This window comes from Streptococcus porcinus, assembly GCF_900475415.1.
GTDB classification, from domain to species: domain Bacteria; phylum Bacillota; class Bacilli; order Lactobacillales; family Streptococcaceae; genus Streptococcus; species Streptococcus porcinus.
The window spans coordinates 174,899-197,114 of sequence record NZ_LS483388.1 but is presented as its reverse complement, the minus strand read 5'-3'; the positions used below and the strand labels follow the sequence as shown (position 1 = coordinate 197,114).

The window sequence follows — 22,216 nt, the reverse complement described above, 5'->3', positions numbered from 1 at the left end:
AACCATTCTTTGTACCTCTCCAATAATACAATAAAATCATTTTTTTGTCTACATGTTTAAAAAAAGATTAAACCAACAGCTGAAATACCTTATTCTATTATTATCTTTTCTTAATAATATATGATAAAATAATAGTGACTTGATTTAGAACACTAATACAACTATTAGCATGATACTTAAAGTGGTTCAAGGTCTAAAAAGAGTAGGGAAAATAGCACCCCTTCAGAAAATAGTCAAAGAATAGAGACCCCTAAGTGGAAAGATAGTGACAAGTATCCAAATTAAGTTGCAAAATAAGTGCCCCTTAAGATAGTCTTCTAGTGACTACAACTAATTAATATAATATAAGGAGGAAATATGAAACCATTTAAATATAATTGTAAGCGCTTGCTTTATTTAGGCCTCGCTGTATCAACTTCAACCCTTGCATTATTATCATTGAATGTAGCACAGCCAGCTGTTCTTGCGAGAGAAAATAGTAACTCGGGACAATTACATCCAGAAGCTAGACAAATAAAAGCAGTGGATTTTCAGGAGTTTTCAAAAAAATTAAAGGAAGAAATTTCAGAAAACCAGCAGTTTCACGTTTTCAAGCTGGGCATGAATAATTATTATAGGTCAGGCATCCGCATAAATGAACTAAATAATTTAGCAACTGAGCATGACTTTATTCTTGTTAATGACCATGCTAGCCATAAGAAATATGATGTTCCTCATATCTTTATCATGAACAAAGGAGACGTTATTGTTCCTAGTAAAGAAAAGTATGATGAGCAGATGAGAGAGGTGAAATTCGCCGGTGATCAACCTAATGCGCAAAGACAGAGAATTCATGCGCTATTTGAAATCGGATTGGATTCCAATAAACGTCAATTACTTAACGCTGCAGGGCTTGGAACCGCAGAAAATACTTTAGCAAAGGTTGATGGCTTTACAATCTACTCTCATGGCTTGACGGTTGATAATAAATATTATGAAGACTATATTCGTTTTAATAAAAACGAAAACATAAATATTACCAAGGAACGCTTTACTGCCAATGATAACTTAATCCATAACTTGATAACTGAATCAACAGCTAAAGTTCAAACAAATGACCGAGACAAAGTTAAAGCGTTTGTTATGTATGTTGCTAACCACACTATCTATGATTGGATCGCAGCTAACAACGCTGTAAGTAATATATCAGATGTCAACTACTATCTTGGCTCTGATTTGTTTTCAATTACTGAACGTAAGAAAGCTATGTGTGTTGGTTTTAGTACTACAGCAGCTCGTGCTTTTAATATGTTAGGAATTCCAGCCTACGTTGTTGTTGGAAAAAATGCACAAGGTGTAGACCATGCTACAGCTCGCGCTTACTATAACGGTAAATGGCACACTATTGACGGTACTGGTTTTATTAATGATAAAGCTTCTCGCTCTACTATTTATAGCGAAAATCACTTTTACTCTATTGGCGAAGATAGCTATAATATAGTTGATGTTAACGATGAACAAATAGCTTTCGACAAAAACTATATGAAAATTGATAAGGTTTTTGAAGAATGGGCTCAAAAACAACCGACAGCAGACTTATTATTGATTAATAAAGATAAATCATTAGTCCCTTCAAATTATGTAGCCTACGTCGCACCAGTAATTGTCGATAACAATCGTAAAGGTTCTCTTACACAAATTTATCAAAATTTAAAACAAGTAATGGAATCATCTTCTCAAAAGGCATCCCTAACCTCTCTCTTAAATACTGCAACAGCAGACATTGCAAAACTTCAAACTAGTTCTCAACTTACCCAAGAAGACTATAACCAGATTCAGAATTCTATGAAATCTGTTCTCTCGTTTTTCTGGCAGTTAGATAAGGATTCTGCTACGAATTTTGAAAATAGCGAAGATTATAAAAAATATCTAACAGAAACAAAGAATGCAGGTAACTAAGTAAAAGAGGAGACATTATCTGTCTCCTCTTTTTTGTTCTATTTAGGGTGATAAGAGCTTCTATTTAACGATTCTGAAGTTTCAAAAATCCAAAACATGGCGCTCACTATTTTTATGGCTCTTCTAACCTAGTATTGGCGCAAGATTATTAGAAAACCAGATAGTCCAGATAAGACTTTTAGACTAGTTTGAATGTTATACTTTACAATTTTTTCTATAAAGAGACTGAATAATTCAGCTTAACAGGTATTTGTCTGGTATTGGCATTTAAAAACAAATAAAATCTTAACATGGTAGTCTTTTATTCCTAACAATTCTATGATATGCTTAATATGTTTCATACGATTTTATCATATGCCTCATTTATTCCATACACCTCTTCTTACTGTGAGGATTCCTTTTAAATCATATGGAACTTTGTCTACACGTAAAAAGGTCTACCCCATAGTGGACTTACCCACTTGTTTTAGGGGAATCTGACTTAGACTGTTCTTTTAGTGCTATAGTTAAAAAACAATACGTTTTCTTATTAGATTGTCTTTTGAAGAGTATAGTAGTATATTTTAACAGAACTAAGTAAAAAATCATTATAGTCGTACTACAATGATTTAGATTATTTATTTGTAAAAAGAAAGGATTCATTATGCAAGAAAAACAACGTTTTCTGAGATGGTTCGATCTTCTCTGTCTCACCATTATCTTATTTGGAGAAGGAATGATTAAGTCTACCCTGAAGTATCTAGCTCTCCAAAATCAGACTATTAGCCTCGAGCAAAATTTAACTTTTTCAAGCTTTGATAATTATAAGGGCTTAGCTATGCAAAGTATTTGGCTACTGTTAGCTTTTCTTTATCTAAAATGGCGACACTTTGACTTCAACTATTTCAAAAAAAGAATTTATTTTAAACCTTTTGTTCTTCTTCAAGCATTGGGATTATTTATTCTTATTGCGCTTAGTATGGATATTTTTAATATCATTACTTATAATATTCCCAAAATCCTATCACCTTCTGTCCTTGCTACTTGGCCACAGTTTGATATATCACTCATTCTCTATTCTATGTTAAATGGTTTTTATGAGGAGTTCTTCTTCTTAGGCCTTTGTTTAGCCGTTAAACCTGAGGCCACTAAATGGGCCTTCCTCTATTCCTTACTTATTCGATTTAGCTTCCATACCTACCAAGGGATTACTGGTGCAGTTGGAATTAGTCTAATTTTAGGAATTCTCTTTTTTATCATATATCGTAAAGTAAAACCTCAAAATTTACTCCCCTTCTTTATAAGTCACGCGCTTGCCGATATTTTTGGTTTATCAATACTAACTTATCTCTTTAGCTAATATTTTTTCTTATTCTTCTATTTCACCACTATCTACTAATTCCCCCAACCTTTAGCCGTACAATTGCTAAAGGTTTTTATATCCACCAAGCAAATCATCAAAAAATATATTAGTAATATATTGCCACAGATTTGCCTAACATTTCTAAAGCCAAAAAAGAAAATTTTTGTTATATTTGAGGTGGTGAATAACTATTAACTACACACCGAGATAAAAAGGAAGTGAACTAAAAAATGACTCAACTCATTTACCTAGCAGACGACGAGAAAAATATTCGTGATCTGCTGACTCCATTCTTAGAACATGATGGCTTTCTTGTAAAGGCTTTTGAAAATGGAGATCTCCTCTACCAAGAATTCCTCATTAAAAAACCAGATCTTATCATTTTGGATATTATGATGCCTGGAACAGATGGCCTTGAGGTTATGAAGCTCATCAGAAGCTATGATCAACATCTTCCTATTATTATGTTAACTGCACGCGACTCAGATGCAGACTTTATTACTGCCTTTAATTTGGGAACAGATGACTATTTTACAAAACCATTTTCACCCATCAAGTTAAGTCTTCATGTCAAGTCACTTTTAAAGCGTTCACATGATTTTGGCTCAGATAAAAAGTCAGCCTTTACCTATAGAGAACTCACTCTTGACTCTGAAAAGCGCTTAGCAACTCTTTTCGAACATGAGATTCCTTTAACAAAAACAGAATTTGATTTACTTTTGGTCCTTATTGAAAAGCCTGAAACTGCCTTTTCACGTGAAGAACTACTTAACCGTATCTGGGGTTTCGAAGACATTGAAAGCCGAGCTGTTGATGATACAGTTAAGCGTTTGCGCAAAAAATTAAATCAATACCATAGTAAGGTCGCTCTTGAAACCATTTGGGGATATGGTTTCAAATTAGGTGAAAAGGAATCATGAAGCGAAAAAATCTTATCAATCATATGTTTATCATCAATAGTGTGATGCTTTTTTTAGGTTTCTGTGTCATTTACATTTCACTCAACTATGTGGCAAAAGATTATGTTCATAGCATGACCAGAAATACTATGAAAAGCAATTTTACCATTCTGGATAGCATTAATACTCATAAACCCATTCCTGATAATCTCTCAAAAGATCAAGATAGTGTTTTTATTTGGGCTTACTATGCGATTTACGATGATAACAATCACTTAAAATATGCCAATGAAACCAAGAAAAAAGAAAGCTTGCAGATCTTTCACTACATGAAACAGCATCATATAATCTCCAATCGACAAAGAGGCGTCTTTATACCCATTAAGAAAAAAACCTATTATGTAATGGCAGACGACTATCAAGGAATTTTTGAGGATGGCCTAATTAGTAAAACTGGTACCAAACAAGATCGCACCTACCATGTCATTAACTTTGCGGATATTACCTATACACAAAACCTTATTAATCAAATTAACTATTATTTAATCCTGAGCCTAACTCTTTTATTTCTTATTATGCTTTTTATCATGGGAAAAACCTTTTTCGGCATTAAAGAATCTATCCAGTCTGTTCAAACCTATATTTCCAATTTGTGGCGAGACAAAGAGACTGTCAATAGCGAGAATAAGCACATTGTCTTTTCCGACTTTGATCCCTTACTTAAAGAAAGTCAAGAAATGACCAAACGCATCCGACAAGCAGAAGCTAGCCAACTAACCTTCTTCCAAAATGTATCTCATGAACTACGTACCCCTTTAATGTCTATTCAAGGTTATACAGAAGGAATGAGAGAAGGAATTATCCAAGAATCACTAGCTTATGATATCATTTTGAACGAAAGTCAAAAAATGAAACAATTGGTAGATGATATTATGCTCCTATCTCGTATTGATGGGAATGCTAATATTCAAAAAGAAACTATTGTACTAGATGATATCCTTACTAACTGTGTTGCCTATTTTAAACCAATTGCTCAGCAAAAAGGTATAAAATTAACTTATCACATCAATCAGCATTGTGCTGTTGAGGGGTCAGAGGAACTAATTCAAAAGGCCATAACTAACATTGTAAGCAATGCATTACGTTATGCTAAAAGTAGCATTAGTATCACTTTACAGACTAATCAAGTTACTATTGAAAATGATGGACCTGCTATTGCCAGTCAAGATCTTCCACATATCTTCGAAAGATTTTATAAAGGCGACAAAGGCCAGACAGGTATTGGCCTAGCAATGGTTAAGGAAATTATGAATCAACACCAAGGAGAGGTTCTAGTTATAAGCAAGGAAAATAAAACCCGATTTATTCTTAACTTCGATTACCACACTTTTGCCACATGATTTCCTCAAAATTTCGAAGAATTATTAATGACCTTCAGTTATACTTATAACATAAAGTACTTAACAAAATGAAAGAAGGTCACTTATATGATTAACCTAAAACAATTCAAATCCTTATCCGTTATCACACTACTCTCTCTCACAGCTTTTGCTGGTACCTACCAGACTAAAAGTTATGCTGATGATACAACACACTCAACGTCTCTTAAAGTCAATATGACAAATGTTGAGAAAAAACTGGCTGACGCAGATAAGGAAGCCGAACCTATCTATGCTAAAATGGATAAAATTCAAAAAATAATTGATAATATTCGGACTGCTAAACTAAGTTCAGATGAGCTATCCCTTACTAAGAAGATTAGCCAGCTAAATGAAAAGCACCAAGTTGTTTTAGAAAAATTTTATAACCAACTTGGAGATAAAAGATGGCATTCTGAAAAAGAAGCACTCGGTTTAGTAGCTAAATCTAAGCTAAGTAAAACCGAGAAAAATAAGTTAACTAGCTATTTCAAAAATTACTATAAACACCAACATGATCTAGATAAAAAATATGATAACTTCAATAAACTAACAAGTAGTCAACAAAACAAGTTAGAATCATTGACAAAAAAAGCTGATACTATTTACAAAAAGCATGGCATTACAAAAGATATTTTAATGGCTTACTATGCTCAAAAAGGAATGAAAGCTGATTAATCTCACTTTTTTATCTGACTAGTGCATCTCAACTCTCCCCTTTTCATTAAGACATATCATAACCGACTGTCGCTATATTTTCATAAACAAATGCAAAAAACTATCCTTGTGGAGCTAGCAGAAAAGAACCATCATATGATGGTTCTTTTCGATATATATTAAATAAGCTCATTAACTTTTTCACTTTTTAATGTTTTTACTTGTTGAAGTTTTGGATTTCATTTACAATGTAACTACAAAATACTAGTAGTGACTTCAGATAACCATATAATACACAAATAGAGCTAAGTAACCTTACCAGAGGAACGTTTTTTGATTAAGTGCCAACAAACACTCCTTCACCTAACATATGAAATGCTCTATCCCCTTAAGCAAAAGATTTATTAATAATATTCTAAAAGAGGGGGCTGCCTAATGTATGTTAGTGGAGCTACAGAAATATTTCTTAAAAAATTTTTTAAACATTCCACTTGAAGTTATTACTATATAGTAATAAAATAAACTTGTGAATCATAAAAAGAAATGAGGTAGACAAAATGATTACAGTATCAAATACAAGTGAATTTATGAAAGCCATCAACAGTAAGGCTAAAGTTATTCACATTAGCCGTAGCATGACTTTTTCGTTTCCAATTTCCCTTCCAGCTGGTACTACCTTAAAAGGGCTTCCCCAAGAAGACGGAATACTCCCTTCTCTGTTCTTCTCACACTCTGATGGCTTTATTATAAATGGAACAACAGCTATTGAAGATCTGTCTATCGTCACTATGCAAGATAAAAAAGCAATTTTAGTGGCACCTCAACAGTATGAACAAGATTTTGGTCAAGTTAGTTTAAAAAATCTTGAACTTGACGGACAAATCTCTTTAATTTTTAGAAATCCAACCATGACAGCCGATGTTAAGGTTGAAAATGTACACATCAATAGTTCTGATACAAGAACTTACTTAGAACAGCCTCAGAAATATGGAGTAAATGTGCTTCAAGGTGCCTTTACTCTGTACAACTTCAATCCCAATCAAGATAGTTTAGTCACCGCTAATATTACTGGCCTCTCTGTTGGTTCAGAAGGACATCCTGCAGTTGGTTCCGGAGTCTTTATTTCTGGCTTCAATGATCAAGGAGGACAAGTTAAAGTTCCTCATTTAGAACTAGGAGCTATCTATTCTACTGGTCTTCTTCCTCAAGGCGTTTCTGACTTTATAACTGGAGCTATCTTTGTTGTGTATGGAGTTACCGTTGAAAAATTAATTCAAAATGGTAAAGTCGTAACTTATGGTGTTAACGATATGGTTCTTGATGCTTGGGGAACCGTCGAGGAATGGACAGTCAACGAAGATGTCATTTCATATGGACCGTCAGGAGTTGGTTTCGTCAACTTTGGCACTGTTAACTATTTTAAAGCTGAAAAAGGTATTTCTACTTATGGTTTAGGAGCACGCGCTTATAACCAATACGATGGTACCTTAAAAGAAGGGCATTTCACAAATCTCCATACCTTTGGTGATGGAGCAGTTGGTATCCAAATTTCTAAAAAAGTTGGTAAACTTGTAATAGAAGGTGACGTTATTACTCATGGAAGTGTCGGTCAGTCTTTAGTGAAAGGTGTCAATGTTGACTTACCTGCTTACGCGCTATCTATTAAGGATGGTGGTCAAGTTGAGGAATTAATTATCAAAGGTAATATCATTACAAATGGTGAAGATGTTATCACAGTAGCAATGGAAGAAGAAGGTCTCCTTAACCTCGTTGCACTAGACGGTGATGTTATTGCTAACGGTAAGGACTCACTTAGTTTTGAAAATAGCAAAGCGAGTCAAGCTTTTGCAAAGTAATCTACCACACTCTTCTCCAAAAGGAAGCCTAATGAAGGCTTTGCTACAGGAGAAAATAAACTCATCTCTGGTAGTATATGACACTTGGAGGTAGGAATCGTGGAAAAAACTTTTGATCTTAATAAGACGGCATTAGTGGTCATTGACCTTCAAAAAGGAATTTTAGAGATGCCAACACTTCCTTTTTCCACTACAGAAATCATCCACAATGCCAAGCAATTAGTCCACTATTTTCGGCAAAAGAAAGCTTTTATTGCTTTTGTCAGGGTTCAGTTTCTTGATGGTAAAGATAAACTCAAGCCCAATGCCATGAAGCAACTCCCAGGAGATGACCAAGCACCGGATTTTTCAGACTTTGCTGATGATTTCGAGGTGACCAATGCTGATTATATCGTTAATAAACGCGGTTTTAGTGCTTTCTTTGGAACTGATCTAGACCTGCAGTTAAGACGACGTGGAATTGAAAACCTTGTTTTATGTGGTATTTCCACACATGCCGCTGTTGATTCAACGGCACGTGATGCCTATCAATACGCCTATAATCAATTTTTTATAACGGATGCTATGGGAGCTGCAACGAGAGATATGCATGAATTCCCAATAAAGAACCTCTTCCCAACTATGGGACAGGTCCTTACGACAACAGAATTTTTATCTCTAATAGGAGGTAAGTAATGACTAGTTCTAAAATAAACACTTATCATATCAGTCCAACTGAAGACTATCCCCAATTTTTAATAGAATTAATCCAATCTATTGAATGGAAAGCTGGCCCCCACCTCGCTCAAAGAGTAAAAGATAATAATCTTGCCAGCTATGATGAGATTATTGTCCTAACGACTCTTGACGACCAATTAATAGGCTTTGGAGCCTATCTCGAAACAGATATTTTAGACAAAACCGATTATCCTTTTGGGCCTTTCGTGTCAACAATTTATGTTACTCCTAAATACCGTGGACAGGGAATAAGTTATCAGCTTATTAACAATATTTTACATGTAGCAAGAAAAAACAAGTGTGAGCAGTTATACGTTGTAACAGAGCATACTGGACTTTATGAAAAAACTGGCTTCATCTTCCAAAGGTTTGTCACAGACATCTTCAATCGTAAGATGCGCTTATTGAAAAAAGATCTCTAAAAAATTAAGATAATACAGATAAAAAAGCAATGATTCCTAAGTCTTTGCTTTTTTTATGTCCGTAAAGTCAGTTTCCAAGACGGAAATGGTACCTCTATAAAGTTTCTTTATTGGAACTTTATTTTTGTTATAGGAAACTTTATAATGAGAATGAAAGGAGTAAGACAATGATTGGTGATACTATTTTCTTAGAACGCACTCGCTTGGGCATGACACAGGAAAAATTAAGTGATTATTTACATTTAACCAAGGCAACCATCTCCAAATGGGAGAACAACCAAGCTAAACCTGATATTGATTATTTAATTTTACTAGCTAAACTCTTTGATATGACTCTAGACGACCTGGTTGGTTTTCAAAAAACATTAACAGATTTTGAAAGGACTGAACTCTTTAATCAGTTAAAAGAGAAAATAAATCAGACTGAGGAGCTAGAATTTTTTCAAGAGATCGAAGAACTTTCTAAACATTACATTAATGATTTCAAAACACTTCTGATGCTAGTGCAACTGGTACTAAGTAATCCCAACAAACTTGACACCAAGGTATGGTCGCTGGAAATGCTTAACCGCATTATTAGTAAAACGACCGTTGAATCTGATCTCCAATCTGCCATGATGCTAAAAGTGGTCATCCTTTTCCAACAAAAAAAGTATGATGAAATTATCAGGATTTACCAAAATCGTCCCTATAAGCTTGGTGAAGAATTGTTTTTGGCCAATAGCTTCGCAGCCAAAGGTCAAACCGATCAAGCTAAGCAAGTCTTACAAGTAGAAATGTATCAGCAACTTCTCTTGATATGCCAGTATCTCTTAAGCCTCGCTGCCTACGAAAGCACAGAAAAGCAAGAATCCATCTACTCTCGCCTTGAGCAATTGATAACTCTCTTTGATTTGGTCAACCTCCATCCAAACACAGCTATTTCTTGCTATTTCGGTCTAGCATGCCATTTCGCTAGTATTGATGCTAAACGAGCCATTTTATACTTAAACCAACTAGTACAAGCAACCAAAAATTTAATCACTCAATTTGAACTACATGGCGACAGCTTTTTTGATGCCATTGATCCTTGGCTACAGGAACTACCCACGGGCATTCAACCACCAACAAGTTCCCAAACCCTTATTCAACGAGTGATTGCCTTATGCTACAGCCCCAATTTACAAGCAGTAAGCCAAAATAGCCAATTTAAGGTCCTACTAGCAGAATTAGAAGCATTAGAAAAGGAGGCTTCTCATGAATACTAATATTCCAAGTCAATTTCTACCCTTTTTTATCCCACTTATCCTTTTACAAATCTTATTAATCCTTATCGCTTTACTAAAATTACGAAAACTAAATCGGACAAGATACCTGTCTAAACCTACATGGGTTCTGATTATCATATTTATTAACCTCTTTGGACCTATTGCTTTCCTTAGTCTAGAAGGGAAAAACAGATGACTGCAATCAGCTTTCAAAATCTTTCCAAATCATTTGGTGACAAACTTATCCTGGATAGAGTAGGGCTCCATTTGGACGAAAATATGATTTATGGCTTCGTCGGACCAAATGGTGCTGGAAAAACAACAACAATTAAGATGATTCTTGGTCTTCTAAAAAGTGACAGTGGCCAAATTTCAGTCTTAGGAAAACCAGTAACTTTTGGTAAAACAAAAAGTAACCAAGAAATTGGTTATTTGCCTGATGTTCCTGAATTTTATGATTACATGACCGCAAGGGAGTACTTACAACTTTGTACAGGACTAGCACAAAATCAGGCTAGTCTACCCATTGACAACCTTTTAAAACAGGTGGGTTTAGCTGGTAATGAACAGCGCATCAGTACCTATTCACGAGGCATGAAACAACGACTAGGATTAGCTCAAGCCCTTATTCACAATCCTAAAATTCTAATTTGTGATGAACCGACTTCGGCTTTGGACCCCAAAGGACGCCAAGATATTCTCAATATCATCTCTCACCTACGAGGACAAAAAACAGTCATTTTTTCGACTCATATCTTATCAGATGTGGAAAAAATCTGTGACCAAGTATTAGTTCTAACAAAAGCAGGTATCCATAACTTGGAAGAGTTACGAGTGAACGCCCCTGCCAGTAAGAATCAACTGAGTATCTTAGTCAAACTTTCAGAAGAAGAAGCTAAGGTCTTAGCTCTGCGATTCCCCATTGAAAAGAGAGACCAAGACTACAAGATTTGCTTAGCATTATCTAAAAGTGTGAACAAAGAACAAGCCCTAAGAACCTTTTACAGCTATTTAGTAAAACAGGCAATCACACCTTCTTTTATTGAACTACTAGACGATAGCTTAGAAAACCTCTATTTGGAGGTGATCAAATGACAGGCTTTGCACTCATGCTAAAAAAGGAATGGCTGGAAAATAGTCGCAGCCATAAAACTCTCGCTCTCCTCTTAATCTCCGTTATTTTTGGACTGTTAGGCCCTTTGACTGCGCTTTTGATGCCAGATATCATGGCTGAAATTTTACCCAAAAACCTTCAGAAAGCTATTCCTGATCCCACTTACCTTGATTCCTATACCCAATATTTTAAGCAGGTCAATCAACTCGGACTCATTCTTTTAGTCTTTCTCTTTAGTGGAACGCTAACCCAAGAATTTACCAGAGGCACATTAATTAATTTAATAACCAAAGGACTCAGCAAAAAGGCTATAATCCTTGCAAAATTTACTATGATAGCTGGGCTTTGGACTTTAACCTATAGTTTAGGTTCTCTTACTCAGTACGCTTACACTCTCTATTACTTTAATAATCAGGGGAAGGATAAGCTTTTGGCCTATGGTGCTTCCTGGTTATTTGGACTGATGCTGATTAGTCTTATCCTCCTTTATTCCGCTCTCTTCCGTAAAACTGCAGGCCTATTAATAGCTTGCCTTATGACCATTGTAACCTTTTTTATCTCTGGTTTTTTCAAAGCTACGAAGAATTGGAATCCCATGTTACTGATTCAGAAACAAAGCCAAATGCTAAGTGGACATTACAAGATTCAAGACTGGTTCCAGCCCGCCCTGTTAATTATTGCAATTATGTTGATTAGCTTGACTCTTGCCATAGTCATTTTTGAAAATAGTGATGTTTAATACCGGTTTAAACACGAAACAATAATCTGTAACAAACTCACAAGAAACATCAAAAAAGTGAGTATTAATCTGATACTCTACAGAACTTAGCTTTTCATATACCCGCTACATTAACAAAGAACTATTATTGCGATAAACGATCTATAAAATAACCCCAGAAGATATGTCTTCTGGGGTTATTTTATATTGAATTAGAGAAGTTTTTTCTATGAATTCTATTCAAAATCAGCATGCCTTGCAAACATCGTTTCAGATGTTTCTTGCAACTCAGTCATTAAATCTAATACTAACGCATCAAATAAAATGAATGCCATTTGTTCAAATGCTGAGCCCATGGGTTGAATAGACTGTTCTCCTTCAGAATCTGTTTTAATTCGTCCTGGCAAAATGATTTTACTATCTGCTAAGTTTCCAATGGATGAGTTTTCTGCCATTGTAATAAGGGAAATTGATAATCCGCCTTTTTTTGCTTTCTCAGCTAAACCCTTTAAACTTGGTGTTTCTCCAGATCCTGAACAAATGATAACCATATCACCTTCATGAGAGTGAGGGGAGGAGATTTCGCCCACTATACTAACATCAAATCCCAAGTGAAGCAGGCGGTTGGCAAAGCCTTTAACTGCCAAACCTGAACGTCCAGCTCCCGCTAAGAAAATATGTTTTGCCTTTAAAATATTTTTAAGAACAAGACTTGCTTGATTATCTGATAGTTTTTTAGAATTCTCTTCTAATTCTTTTAGAATCTGTTGGATATTATTCGTTAATGACATATTTCACTCCTAAGCTATTGTTCTACCACCATCTAATAAAATTGTTTGCCCTTGAATATAAGAATTTTCTGGATCTGCTAAAAAGTATGCCAAGTTCGCCACATCAGTTACTGTTCCATACCGTCTTACAGGAATTTTTTCTAGAACAGCTTTTAGACTCTCTTCAGTTGGATAATTAACACGCATCATTTCGCCAGTGTCAATCAGACGAGGAGCAATAATATTAACATTGACCCCTTTTGGTCCTAATTCTTTGGCAAGGCCACGCATCAAGCCTTCTCCTCCTGCTTTACTTGCTGGATAAGAAACGCCGCCACCAGTTCCACTTAAAGCTGAGCCTGAACTGATGTACACAATTGACCCTTTATTAGTTAAGAAATCATTATAGAAAACTTTCACTGTATTAAATAGTCCACTTAAATTAATATCTAAATGTTTTTGCCATTCAGATGTTGAAATCTTATCCATTTTATTGGCTACAGCAATTCCAGCATTTAAAATTAAAATATCAACTCTTCCAAACGTTTCAAATGTTGCTTCACGAACTTTTTCCATAGCATTTAAATCCGAAACATCAGCTTGTACAAATAATGCTTTTGTAATTTTTTTTGTAATTTCATCTGCAGTACTTTGTCCGTTTTCAACGTTGTAATCGACAATAACCGGATGGACACCAGCTTTCGCAAATTTTTCTGCAATAGCTTTCCCGATACCATGACCTGCTCCAGTTACAACAACAACTTGTCCTTCTACATTACTCATATTTATCTCCTATTTTACTTTAAATAATTGCTTGTTTTAATTCTGAATAGCTAGCTTCCCGATTATCAGAAAACAATGCGCCTCCAACAACAATTAGATCCGCTCCAGCTTCTTTACACTCTTTTGCAATTTCCTTATTAACGCCACCATCAACTTCAATCTGGATAGGACGACTACCAATCAGTTGTTTCGTCGCTTTAATTTTGTCAATACTCTTAGTGATAAAGCTTTGACCTGGTTGACCTGGATTGATAGTCATAATTAAAATATAGTCAATGTCATCTAATAAATAAGTCAGAACGGTCTCAGGTGTCCCTGGATTAATAACAACTCCAGCTTTTCTTCCCGCTTTTTTAATTTTTTGAATGACTGAATGAACATGAGGTGTTGATTCATAATGTACCGAAATCATTTCAGCACCTGTATCAATCACATCGTCAATATGTTTTTCTGGTTCTTTTAACATCATATGAACATCAAAAATCATAACAGATGCTTCTTTCATAGCCTTGATTTGATTTGGTCCAAATGCAATATTGTTGACAAAGTTGCCATCCATTAAGTCCACGTGTAGAATTTGAGTATTTCTAGATTCTAAAAAATCTATTTCTTTTTGTAAATGTAATAAATCTGCTCCAAAAATGGAAGGTAATATTTGACTCATACACTATCTCCTTATAATCTTAAACTGAAATTCGCTTATCCAGCTACTAATGTCTTAATCCAATAGGTTAAAATTTCCCATGGTCCTGTCAATACAAAATCTGTACCTTGACTTGATAATTTAACTCCTGCACCTTTTAGAAACTCGGTAGCACCTGGAGCGACGTATGCTCCTAAGTACATAACAACTATTGAAAATAGCAAGGTTGAAATAATTGAACGAATGACATTTCCTTTACTTGCCATTACTGTCATTGTTGTCATATAGATAATTGATGTCAAAATTCCAATTGGAAAAGTTCTAACGCCTGGTAAAACAAGCGCTGCTAACATTGTCAATGGAATGGTGATTACTGTAACTGTGACAGTTGCTGGATCTCCTAATGCCAATGCACAGTCCATCCCAATATTTAGTTCAGAATCTTCACCCATTTGTTTCATCATAATTGTTTTAGCTGCTTTTCCGATTGGTGATAAGCCTTCCATTAAAATACCAACTACTTTTGGTAATAAAACTTGAACGGCTGCTATTCCCATAGCCATTGGGACAATCGCTGTAATAGGTTGTTTTGTTAAAACTCCTAAAATGATACCGACAATAACTCCAATGATAGCAGGATCACCCATTAATCCTAAGCGTTTTTGTAATTTTTCTAAACTAATATCCCATGTGTTTAACCCAGGAATGACATCAATAATTCGATTGACAAGAAGGACAAATGGTAACGTCCAAGCTGTATGAATCAACGTTGTACAAGTTGTATCTTCCAGACCATAATACTCTTGCCACATCGGTGCAATTTTATCTCCGACAATCAGTGCTAATAATGATAAAACTACTGATACAACTAAGCCCAATAAGAAATTATCAAAAATGAAATATGCTAAGGCACCTGGAACTAGGAAATGCATATAATTCCAAATATCTACGTTTAGCGTCTTAGTCCATTTTAATCTTACAAGTAGAATGTTAAGGACTAAGCCGATTGGAATGACTAAACCAGCAAATGGAGCTACCCAAGCCGCCGCTCCAACAGCTGGCCAGCCAAGGTCCATAATCGTAAACCCTGAGCCCATTTTTGAATAATAATCAATAGCTGGTTGTAAGGATTTACTTAACAATTCGACGACTAAACCTAGTCCAATAAATCCAATACCAACAGTAATACCTGCTTTAATAGCGGCAGTAACTTTCATACGAAATACTAATCCTAAGATAAAAATTACTAGAGGTAGGATAGCAGATGCACCCATACTCGTAATTGTTTTCATTATTGCTTGTAAGGTTTCCATTTTTGTCTCCTAAACTATTTGAAGTGAACTCAATTAACCATTATTACTTTGTGTAACTTCTTGTAAAAGTTCTCCAAGTTTTGCACGCGTCTTTTCTTCATTAATACCTGTGATAAATGATGAAACACTTAAATATGGTTTTGATAGAGTTCCACGATAAACGCTGGTTGTTAAGATAACATCAGCTTCTTTCGCTGCCGATTGTAGTTCCTGCATTGAAGATTTAATAATTTGATAGTTATCAATTCCATATTCCTGACAGACAGACTTCACTTCATCCGCTGCTAAGGTTGATGTTGCAATACCACTTCCACAAGCTACTAAAATATTAATTTTTTTCATGTTCTTTTCCTTCCGTTTTCTCACTTAATAATGATATGATTCCTTCTTCCGAACTAGCATTTAAGATTTCATTGATAAACGCTTCATTCTGAATTTTTTTCATTAATGTTTTCAAAATCAACAAATGATTTTCTCCACTATTTAATCCTAAAATAAATAACATTTTTACTGGGATTGAAACTTCAGGATCATCCATTCTATTCATGATTATGGATTCTTTTAATCTTACAACCATAATAAAGGGGTGGTTTACAAAACTAGGGTCACCATGCGGGATGGCCACATTTGAATATCCAAGCTCAAGTCCAGTTGGATAGTCATCTTCCCGATTATTTAAAAATTCTTTGAATCCTTCTTTGACATATCCTTTTTTCGTCAATTTTAAAGCTACTTTTTGAAATAGCTCTTGACGGTCTAGACTATCATCATCTAATAGAATTAAATTCTTTTCGATATATTGTGAAATCATTATTACTCCTTATGTTTTTCCATATATTTTATTTGTTTGATGATATCATCTGCAGAATTAGCTTCTAATAATAAATCAGAAAAATTTTCTTTAGCAACTAAATCTCGTAACTCTAGTAAAAATGGTAAGTGACTTGTTTTATCTGGAGTTGTCATTAGTAAAATGAAATGAATCATCTGATCGTTATACAAAATACCATCTTTCAAAACTAATAAACTAAATCCTAATTTCTGTTGGTAAATGTACGGATCCAAATGTGGTAATAGTAATTTGGATTTTAACATGATATGAATTGGTTTTTCTTTATATTCTTCCTGTAGTGCTCTCGCATAATCATCGGTGATTTTTTTATCAAGAATCAAAGGGTGACAAACCAGTTTCAGAGCATCATTCCAATTAATCCGATAGTCGATTATCTGAATACTGCTTTCCTCTAGCATTGCGGACAAACTTAAACCATGTGTTTGATGACTCTTTGAAGAACCTTTAGTATCATTATGTATCAATAAATAGCGATGAATTGCTTCTGTAAGGTCCTTTTCTGAATTGATAGTTGCATAATTTTTAATGAGACTGACTAAGTCAGTCACATTAATACTTGGCATATCAAGATGAAATAGTTTACTAATCACATGATGACGTAACTGAATTTTATCTTCATCTAGCGAAAGAGTATTGACTAAAAATAATTCTTTTTCAGTATCAATAGGGACAGGTGAGAAGACAAGTTCATGTGGTAAAATAAATCCTTTATATTCTCGAATCGATATGGTTGGATAAAAAATGATCTCTGGAAATAGGCTTCTCAAGTCCTCTTCCATTAGTTTCGAAAACGAAATACCATTTGGACAAACAATTACTGCTTTCTTATTTCGTTCTTCATGTCTACTTTCACCTTTTTCCAATAAGTGGCCGCCAACAAACAAAGTGATATAGGCTATTTCTTTATCTGGTAAACTTGTTTTAAAATATGTTTCTAATGGTGAAACCGACCGTTTTACAAAATTATGTAGAACTCTATATTTCGAGATGATTTGCTCATACATAACATTTTCAAATGTTAAATGATATTTGATCCGGTAATAAGCTGGCTTAAAGTGACTAAACAGTTTTTCTAAAAGTTCACTTTTATCATTAAAGATAACCATCGCTTGCGACTCAAATATCTCAATGAAATCTCTTAAAGCATTTGATAAGTCCTGTAATTCTTCTTTATTAAGCTGTGGAATCGTTGCAACCTTTGAGCTTAACAAATGAATGGCAAAATAAACATACTCACTTTTTGAAACTTTTGGAAAAGTTTCAGAATACATTAAAGACTGATATTCCTGAGTAGTGGCAATTTCAGAAATTTCTTTTGAATCAAATTCTTCAATTGTTAACCCTCTTCTTATCCTTTGACGGATAATTGTCATGAATGGAACTAATTGAAAATAATCTTCGTCAGTATAGACAATGTCTAGCATCTCCTCAATCTGATGTAGAGTATTACTAATTTTTTCCAAGTCATCTGTTAAATCGCTTAATAAGTGAAGGATAAATTCATTCCCAAAATACTGATTTAAATCAATAATAATTTGATGAAGCAGGCTTCGTTGATTCCATTCAGCTCCCTTAATTTCATAACCATTACGACGAGAATATACCAAAGTTAATTCATATTCGGATAAAAGTGTTCTACATCTTTTCAATTCATTTAATACCGTATTTTTGCTAAGTGTAAAAATATACGCAAAATGATCTAAAGAAATATAACTTTCCTTACTGAGTATGAGCAATAAAATAATGTTAACTCTAGCTGGACTATCAATCATTAACTCTCTTAACTTGAAATTATTCGAGAGTACTTTTTTTGACTGAGGGTCAATAAGATAATTTCCGTTGTTTTTTAAAATTTTGGGGTATCCTAAGCCCTCAAGATCTTCGTTAATTTGAGTAATAACATAATTCAATTGACGAATTGTTATTTGTAATTGTTTAGCCAACTCTTCCTCATTTGAAGTATGATATAAAATTAATTGTTGGAGTACACTTTGTTTTCGATCGATCATTATTTTTCCTCCTAAATCTATGATATAGTACCTACCAATAAAAAAAAAATCTCCATTCAACACAATTTATGTTTGAAACAACACTTTAAATGTGATGAACCGAAAAAAATACTTTAAAACCCATCTCATCAAGCTTGACACTTGCCGCCTTAATCTTTGAAACAGTGAAGCATAAAATATAAAAGGCGATACCTCTTCAGATATCACCTTTTATATTTTACCTAAATCCATCCTTTTTCTTGTACGATTTTGGCGGCCTCAGTTCGGTTGTTAGCGTTGAGTTTGGTAAAGACACAAGTTAAATAATTGCGAACGGTGCCGTTTGATAAAAAGAGTTTTTGAGCAATTTCGTGGTTAGAAGCACCTTGTACTACTAGACTCATTACCTCTTGTTCTCTAGGACTTAGAGGGTTAGTCGAAAAGGTAACTTCCTCAATTAGTTCTGGCGAGTATTCTTTGCGTCCTTCTAGAACGCTGTGGATGGTTTGCATCAATTCTGAAATGGAACGGTCTTTCAGAACATATCCGTCAACATGGGCAGCTAAAGCTCGCTGAAAGTAGCCTTTCCTCTTGAAAGTTGTCACAATAATAACTTTAAGCTCTTGATGTTCCCGAACCCACTCTAAAACATCTAAGCCTGATTTTTCGGGCATTTCGATATCAAGAATAGCCACGTCAATGGCTTCTTGCTTCAGTAAATCAATAGCCTTTTGACCATTTTCTGCTTGGAAGACGGCATCAACACCTGATTGATAAGTGAGGAGCTGACAGAGAGCATCTCGTAACATGGATTGATCATCAGCAACTAATAATTTCATCTTTTACTCCTTTGAAGGGATTATAATGCTTATTTGAGTTGGATTTTTGACTGAACTTATCGCTAGCTGTCCCCTCAAAGGAACCAAACGGTCTTTAATACTATGTAATTCTCGACCATTAATGTCTGAAAAACCAATACCATCATCTTGATAATTGAGAGTATAGGTTTTTTCAGTTCGACTGAAGACAAGCTGGCATTTTTTAGCTTGACTATGTTTCATAAGATTATTAATTAATTCTCTGAGCATCATACTTAGTTTGTTTTGTATGTCTATAGGAAATGACTCCGCCACTTTGTCACCTTTTATTTGGAGATTGATTCCCGCTAATTCTAACATATTAGAAATGACTACCAATTCTTGGCTAATTTTATGGTCCTTGAGACTTTCCACCATTTGTCTGACATCTTTAGTCGCATTTTTAGTAATTTTCTGTAAGTCAACTACTTCCTTTTGCGCCTTGGCAATTTCACCATGATCCAAAAGCGTTTGGATTAAATCAGCCTTGACCGTCAGCATAACAAAGACGTGACCTAAGGTATCGTGTAAATCTTGACTGATGCGATTACGCTCATTCTCAGCCAAAAGCAAATTAATGGATCTATTTTTCTCCATAAGGACTTCATTGGCTTCTTCACGTTTACGTTCCAGAGTCCAGAAAATAAGTATAGAAAAGTTGAGAATTGGCGCGACCAGGGCTAGAACTTGGGTTGTGACGTCATATCCTTTTAGAAAAACATATAAAACTACAATTAGTGTGGCTGCAACATAAGAAAAAAAACGGAAACTTTTAAAATTGTCTCGTAAACGATAAACAAAGAGGTTATTTAGATAAAAGAATAACCAAATCATGCCACTGTTGATAAATAAGGACATGTAGGTAATATAGATTAGCATGTAAACCCAAAAAAGGTTAGTCAGCCAGCCCTTCTTTTCGTGAACAATAAAAAGATAAGCAAATAAAAATAAGAGAGAAAATGGCAATGTCCACAAAGGGTATCCAAAAAAGAAGATACCACCAAATGGGAATATCATGAAAACTAAGGAGACATAATAGAGAGGATGTTCCCACTGCCATTTTAAAATCATACCGATACTTCTCTCCTTTGTTTAATTACTAGCGCTATTATCATCATTATTATGGCATAGGCAAAGACAATAAGCAAGGACTGCCATTTCAATTGAGTCTTTTCTGCAAATTTTGTAACCATCTGATTGACATGGTAAGTTGGTGTCAACTTAGAGATGTATTGCATCCATTTAGGAAAAACGGAAATAGGCATCCATGACCCCCCAATGATGGCTAACAATAGAAAAACAACATTCCCAACAATGGACATCAATTGAGGGGAAGGAATCTGAGCAATCAAGAGTCCCATGGCTAAAAAGACCAAGCCTGAAATGAGAAGTAAAATAGTTGAACCAAGCCATTGTTCCAAAGACATCTCAACACCTCTGAACATTTTTGCAATCATAAACGTGGCTAGAATGGAACAGGTAAAACTAATATAAACTCTAACAATTTTCGATAGATAGTATTGCAACATATTAACATTGGCATGTTCCAAATAAAGTAACCAGTGATTCTTTCGATCCTCAAATAACATAGAAGGAAATGAAAAAAAGCCGAAACTAGACATGGAAAATGCGGTCATGGTCAACATATAAGATTGGATAAATTCTTTTTGAAGTTTAGGATCAGGTGACATGGTCATTCCTGAGTAGAATAAGAAGAAGCCGACCGGCATACCAATAGCTAAAATGAAGGTTGGCCACTCACGCCATAACTTAATCCACTCAATTTTTAATAATGCTTTCATTCTCTTTCTCCTTGTGTTTGTGCAAATAAACTATCTAGAAGCGACTTATTTTGAATTTGAATTTCTTGGATACTAACTCCTGCCACTTCTAATTTGGGCCATAGCTGAGCTATATCCTTAGTTCTAAACTGCAAACTTTCTTTTTTGAGGGTAAGTTGATCAATCAATGGTGAAGGCTCGAGTAAATGCTCATATTTGCGTGGCAAGGTAATTTCTTTCTCCATTTCCTCATTGCCCAAAGCATAAGGACTGGTATCCTTCAATAATTTTCCTTGATGTAAAATTAAAATCCGTTCAGCAGTATGTTCCACTTCTTCAATATAATGACTGGTGTAAAAGATAGTCTTTCCCTGTCCTTTTAAATCAGCAATGATTTCCCAAAAGCGTTTGCGGGTTGACGTATCCATGCCTGCTGTTGGTTCATCTAAGAAGAGAATATCTGCTTGACCAATCAGAATGAGCACAAATGATAGTAACCTTCTTTGCCCACCAGATAGCTTTTCAGCAAGAAGGTTTTTTTGTTGCTCATCAAAGCCAAGTAAAGCATCAATTTCTTGAAGAGATAAAGGATTAGTCGCAATATCTTTAAAGAAGGCAATTAGCTCTTTTACCTTAAGATTATTAGGAATGGTATTATCTTGTTGTAAGACAGCAATTTTTTCTTTCACAACAGGGTCCTTAGGATTCTTTGATTGAATGCTAATCTTGCCCTGATTGATTTTCTTATCACCCAACATGGTCCCAATCAGTGTTGACTTACCTGCTCCATTTGGCCCGATTAAGGCGACACATTCGCCTTCTTCAACCTTAAAAGAAATATTCTTTAAAGTGTCTTTACCCTTAATCACTTTAGTGATTTTTTCGACGTTAATCATACTT

The 22,216-nt window shown here is 34.8% G+C and carries 23 protein-coding genes; 12 read left to right on the top strand and 11 right to left on the bottom strand.

The genetic code is table 11. The annotated features are described in order from the left end of the window. Positions 1–357 precede the first annotated feature (357 nt). The 12 genes from DQM45_RS01165 to DQM45_RS01110 all read left to right on the top strand — a co-directional run bounded on the left by DQM45_RS01165 (position 358) and on the right by DQM45_RS01110 (position 12,349). A complete protein-coding gene (locus DQM45_RS01165; protein ID WP_003085269.1) occupies positions 358–1,938 on the top strand; it encodes a transglutaminase domain-containing protein in 1,581 nt (526 codons plus the stop codon). A gap of 643 nt (positions 1,939–2,581) precedes the next feature. Next, positions 2,582–3,277, top strand: coding sequence for a CPBP family glutamic-type intramembrane protease (locus DQM45_RS01160; RefSeq protein ID WP_039984761.1), 696 nt, complete (start codon positions 2,582–2,584; stop codon positions 3,275–3,277). A 233-nt stretch (positions 3,278–3,510) separates the two neighbouring features. Then, a complete protein-coding gene (locus DQM45_RS01155; RefSeq protein WP_003082816.1) occupies positions 3,511–4,200 on the top strand; it encodes a response regulator transcription factor in 690 nt (229 codons plus the stop codon). Then, complete coding sequence (locus DQM45_RS01150) at positions 4,197–5,579, top strand: sensor histidine kinase (RefSeq protein WP_003084185.1); 1,383 nt, start codon at positions 4,197–4,199, stop codon at positions 5,577–5,579. Before DQM45_RS01155 ends, DQM45_RS01150 begins: the two co-directional genes overlap by 4 nt. Positions 5,580–5,666: 87 nt before the next feature. After that, positions 5,667–6,275 carry a hypothetical protein gene (locus DQM45_RS01145; RefSeq protein ID WP_003085853.1) on the top strand — a complete coding sequence of 203 codons (609 nt, stop codon included), beginning with the start codon at positions 5,667–5,669 and terminating at the stop codon, positions 6,273–6,275. A 536-nt stretch (positions 6,276–6,811) separates the two neighbouring features. After that, the gene (locus DQM45_RS01140; protein WP_003083518.1) at positions 6,812–8,110 is read left to right on the top strand and encodes a hypothetical protein; all 1,299 of its coding nucleotides are present in this window, start codon (positions 6,812–6,814) and stop codon (positions 8,108–8,110) included. Positions 8,111–8,209: 99 nt separating this feature from the next. Continuing rightward, positions 8,210–8,785 (top strand): isochorismatase family protein, encoded by a 576-nt coding sequence (locus DQM45_RS01135; protein WP_003085660.1) that lies wholly within the window; start codon positions 8,210–8,212, stop codon positions 8,783–8,785. Continuing rightward, entirely contained in the window at positions 8,785–9,249 is a 465-nt protein-coding gene (locus DQM45_RS01130; protein ID WP_003085650.1) for a GNAT family N-acetyltransferase, read from the top strand. The genes DQM45_RS01135 and DQM45_RS01130 overlap by 1 nt, the downstream gene beginning before the upstream one ends. A 167-nt stretch (positions 9,250–9,416) precedes the next feature. After that, positions 9,417–10,496: a helix-turn-helix domain-containing protein gene (locus tag DQM45_RS01125; protein WP_003084947.1), complete on the top strand. Its 1,080-nt coding sequence runs from the start codon at positions 9,417–9,419 to the stop codon at positions 10,494–10,496. Next, positions 10,486–10,692, top strand: a complete 207-nt coding sequence (locus DQM45_RS01120; protein ID WP_039984757.1) for a PLDc N-terminal domain-containing protein — start codon at positions 10,486–10,488, stop codon at positions 10,690–10,692. Before DQM45_RS01125 ends, DQM45_RS01120 begins: the two co-directional genes overlap by 11 nt. Beyond that, complete coding sequence (locus DQM45_RS01115) at positions 10,689–11,591, top strand: ABC transporter ATP-binding protein (RefSeq protein ID WP_003083243.1); 903 nt, start codon at positions 10,689–10,691, stop codon at positions 11,589–11,591. The genes DQM45_RS01120 and DQM45_RS01115 overlap by 4 nt, the downstream gene beginning before the upstream one ends. Beyond that, entirely contained in the window at positions 11,588–12,349 is a 762-nt protein-coding gene (locus tag DQM45_RS01110) for an ABC transporter permease (RefSeq protein ID WP_003084374.1), read from the top strand. Before DQM45_RS01115 ends, DQM45_RS01110 begins: the two co-directional genes overlap by 4 nt. Before the next feature lie 215 nt (positions 12,350–12,564). Here DQM45_RS01110 and hxlB read toward each other — a convergent pair whose 3' ends face one another. From hxlB to DQM45_RS01055, 11 genes are all read right to left on the bottom strand, one after another. Beyond that, entirely contained in the window at positions 12,565–13,119 is a 555-nt protein-coding gene (hxlB, locus tag DQM45_RS01105) for a 6-phospho-3-hexuloisomerase (protein WP_003084772.1), read from the bottom strand. A gap of 9 nt (positions 13,120–13,128) precedes the next feature. Continuing rightward, entirely contained in the window at positions 13,129–13,881 is a 753-nt protein-coding gene (locus tag DQM45_RS01100) for an SDR family NAD(P)-dependent oxidoreductase (protein WP_003082716.1), read from the bottom strand. Between the two features lie 19 nt (positions 13,882–13,900). Further along, positions 13,901–14,545 (bottom strand): ribulose-phosphate 3-epimerase, encoded by a 645-nt coding sequence (gene rpe / locus DQM45_RS01095; RefSeq protein WP_003086017.1) that lies wholly within the window; start codon positions 14,543–14,545, stop codon positions 13,901–13,903. A gap of 35 nt (positions 14,546–14,580) precedes the next feature. Then, entirely contained in the window at positions 14,581–15,837 is a 1,257-nt protein-coding gene (locus tag DQM45_RS01090) for a PTS transporter subunit IIC (RefSeq protein WP_003084129.1), read from the bottom strand. A gap of 33 nt (positions 15,838–15,870) precedes the next feature. After that, positions 15,871–16,179: a PTS sugar transporter subunit IIB gene (locus DQM45_RS01085; protein ID WP_003083514.1), complete on the bottom strand. Its 309-nt coding sequence runs from the start codon at positions 16,177–16,179 to the stop codon at positions 15,871–15,873. Continuing rightward, positions 16,166–16,648: a PTS sugar transporter subunit IIA gene (locus tag DQM45_RS01080; protein ID WP_003083376.1), complete on the bottom strand. Its 483-nt coding sequence runs from the start codon at positions 16,646–16,648 to the stop codon at positions 16,166–16,168. The genes DQM45_RS01085 and DQM45_RS01080 overlap by 14 nt, the downstream gene beginning before the upstream one ends. 2 nt (positions 16,649–16,650) lie before the next feature. Beyond that, the gene (locus DQM45_RS01075) at positions 16,651–18,699 is read right to left on the bottom strand and encodes a BglG family transcription antiterminator (RefSeq protein ID WP_003083892.1); all 2,049 of its coding nucleotides are present in this window, start codon (positions 18,697–18,699) and stop codon (positions 16,651–16,653) included. A 221-nt stretch (positions 18,700–18,920) separates the two neighbouring features. After that, positions 18,921–19,517 carry a response regulator transcription factor gene (locus DQM45_RS01070; RefSeq protein ID WP_003085533.1) on the bottom strand — a complete coding sequence of 199 codons (597 nt, stop codon included), beginning with the start codon at positions 19,515–19,517 and terminating at the stop codon, positions 18,921–18,923. Positions 19,518–19,520: 3 nt separating this feature from the next. Then, complete coding sequence (locus DQM45_RS01065) at positions 19,521–20,606, bottom strand: sensor histidine kinase (RefSeq protein ID WP_003082942.1); 1,086 nt, start codon at positions 20,604–20,606, stop codon at positions 19,521–19,523. Next, positions 20,603–21,337, bottom strand: coding sequence for an ABC transporter permease (locus DQM45_RS01060; protein WP_003085974.1), 735 nt, complete (start codon positions 21,335–21,337; stop codon positions 20,603–20,605). The genes DQM45_RS01065 and DQM45_RS01060 overlap by 4 nt, the downstream gene beginning before the upstream one ends. Continuing rightward, positions 21,334–22,212 (bottom strand): ABC transporter ATP-binding protein, encoded by an 879-nt coding sequence (locus DQM45_RS01055; RefSeq protein WP_003083071.1) that lies wholly within the window; start codon positions 22,210–22,212, stop codon positions 21,334–21,336. The genes DQM45_RS01060 and DQM45_RS01055 overlap by 4 nt, the downstream gene beginning before the upstream one ends. Positions 22,213–22,216 lie beyond the last annotated feature (4 nt).

Bases quoted from the DNA above. Each gene is read 5' to 3' on its own strand.
- DQM45_RS01165 (WP_003085269.1), top strand. From the start codon at position 358: ATGAAACCATTTAAATATAATTGTAAGCGCTTGCTTTATTTAGGCCTC.
- DQM45_RS01160 (WP_039984761.1), top strand. From the start codon at position 2,582: ATGCAAGAAAAACAACGTTTTCTGAGATGGTTCGATCTTCTCTGTCTC.
- DQM45_RS01155 (WP_003082816.1), top strand. From the start codon at position 3,511: ATGACTCAACTCATTTACCTAGCAGACGACGAGAAAAATATTCGTGAT.
- DQM45_RS01150 (WP_003084185.1), top strand. From the start codon at position 4,197: ATGAAGCGAAAAAATCTTATCAATCATATGTTTATCATCAATAGTGTG.
- DQM45_RS01145 (WP_003085853.1), top strand. From the start codon at position 5,667: ATGATTAACCTAAAACAATTCAAATCCTTATCCGTTATCACACTACTC.
- DQM45_RS01140 (WP_003083518.1), top strand. From the start codon at position 6,812: ATGATTACAGTATCAAATACAAGTGAATTTATGAAAGCCATCAACAGT.
- DQM45_RS01130 (WP_003085650.1), top strand. From the start codon at position 8,785: ATGACTAGTTCTAAAATAAACACTTATCATATCAGTCCAACTGAAGAC.
- DQM45_RS01125 (WP_003084947.1), top strand. From the start codon at position 9,417: ATGATTGGTGATACTATTTTCTTAGAACGCACTCGCTTGGGCATGACA.
- DQM45_RS01120 (WP_039984757.1), top strand. From the start codon at position 10,486: ATGAATACTAATATTCCAAGTCAATTTCTACCCTTTTTTATCCCACTT.
- DQM45_RS01115 (WP_003083243.1), top strand. From the start codon at position 10,689: ATGACTGCAATCAGCTTTCAAAATCTTTCCAAATCATTTGGTGACAAA.
- DQM45_RS01110 (WP_003084374.1), top strand. From the start codon at position 11,588: ATGACAGGCTTTGCACTCATGCTAAAAAAGGAATGGCTGGAAAATAGT.
- hxlB (WP_003084772.1), bottom strand. From the start codon at position 13,119: ATGTCATTAACGAATAATATCCAACAGATTCTAAAAGAATTAGAAGAG.
- DQM45_RS01100 (WP_003082716.1), bottom strand. From the start codon at position 13,881: ATGAGTAATGTAGAAGGACAAGTTGTTGTTGTAACTGGAGCAGGTCAT.
- rpe (WP_003086017.1), bottom strand. From the start codon at position 14,545: ATGAGTCAAATATTACCTTCCATTTTTGGAGCAGATTTATTACATTTA.
- DQM45_RS01090 (WP_003084129.1), bottom strand. From the start codon at position 15,837: ATGGAAACCTTACAAGCAATAATGAAAACAATTACGAGTATGGGTGCA.
- DQM45_RS01085 (WP_003083514.1), bottom strand. From the start codon at position 16,179: ATGAAAAAAATTAATATTTTAGTAGCTTGTGGAAGTGGTATTGCAACA.
- DQM45_RS01080 (WP_003083376.1), bottom strand. From the start codon at position 16,648: ATGATTTCACAATATATCGAAAAGAATTTAATTCTATTAGATGATGAT.
- DQM45_RS01075 (WP_003083892.1), bottom strand. From the start codon at position 18,699: ATGATCGATCGAAAACAAAGTGTACTCCAACAATTAATTTTATATCAT.
- DQM45_RS01070 (WP_003085533.1), bottom strand. From the start codon at position 19,517: ATGAAATTATTAGTTGCTGATGATCAATCCATGTTACGAGATGCTCTC.
- DQM45_RS01065 (WP_003082942.1), bottom strand. From the start codon at position 20,606: ATGATTTTAAAATGGCAGTGGGAACATCCTCTCTATTATGTCTCCTTA.
- DQM45_RS01060 (WP_003085974.1), bottom strand. From the start codon at position 21,337: ATGAAAGCATTATTAAAAATTGAGTGGATTAAGTTATGGCGTGAGTGG.
- DQM45_RS01055 (WP_003083071.1), bottom strand. From the start codon at position 22,212: ATGATTAACGTCGAAAAAATCACTAAAGTGATTAAGGGTAAAGACACT.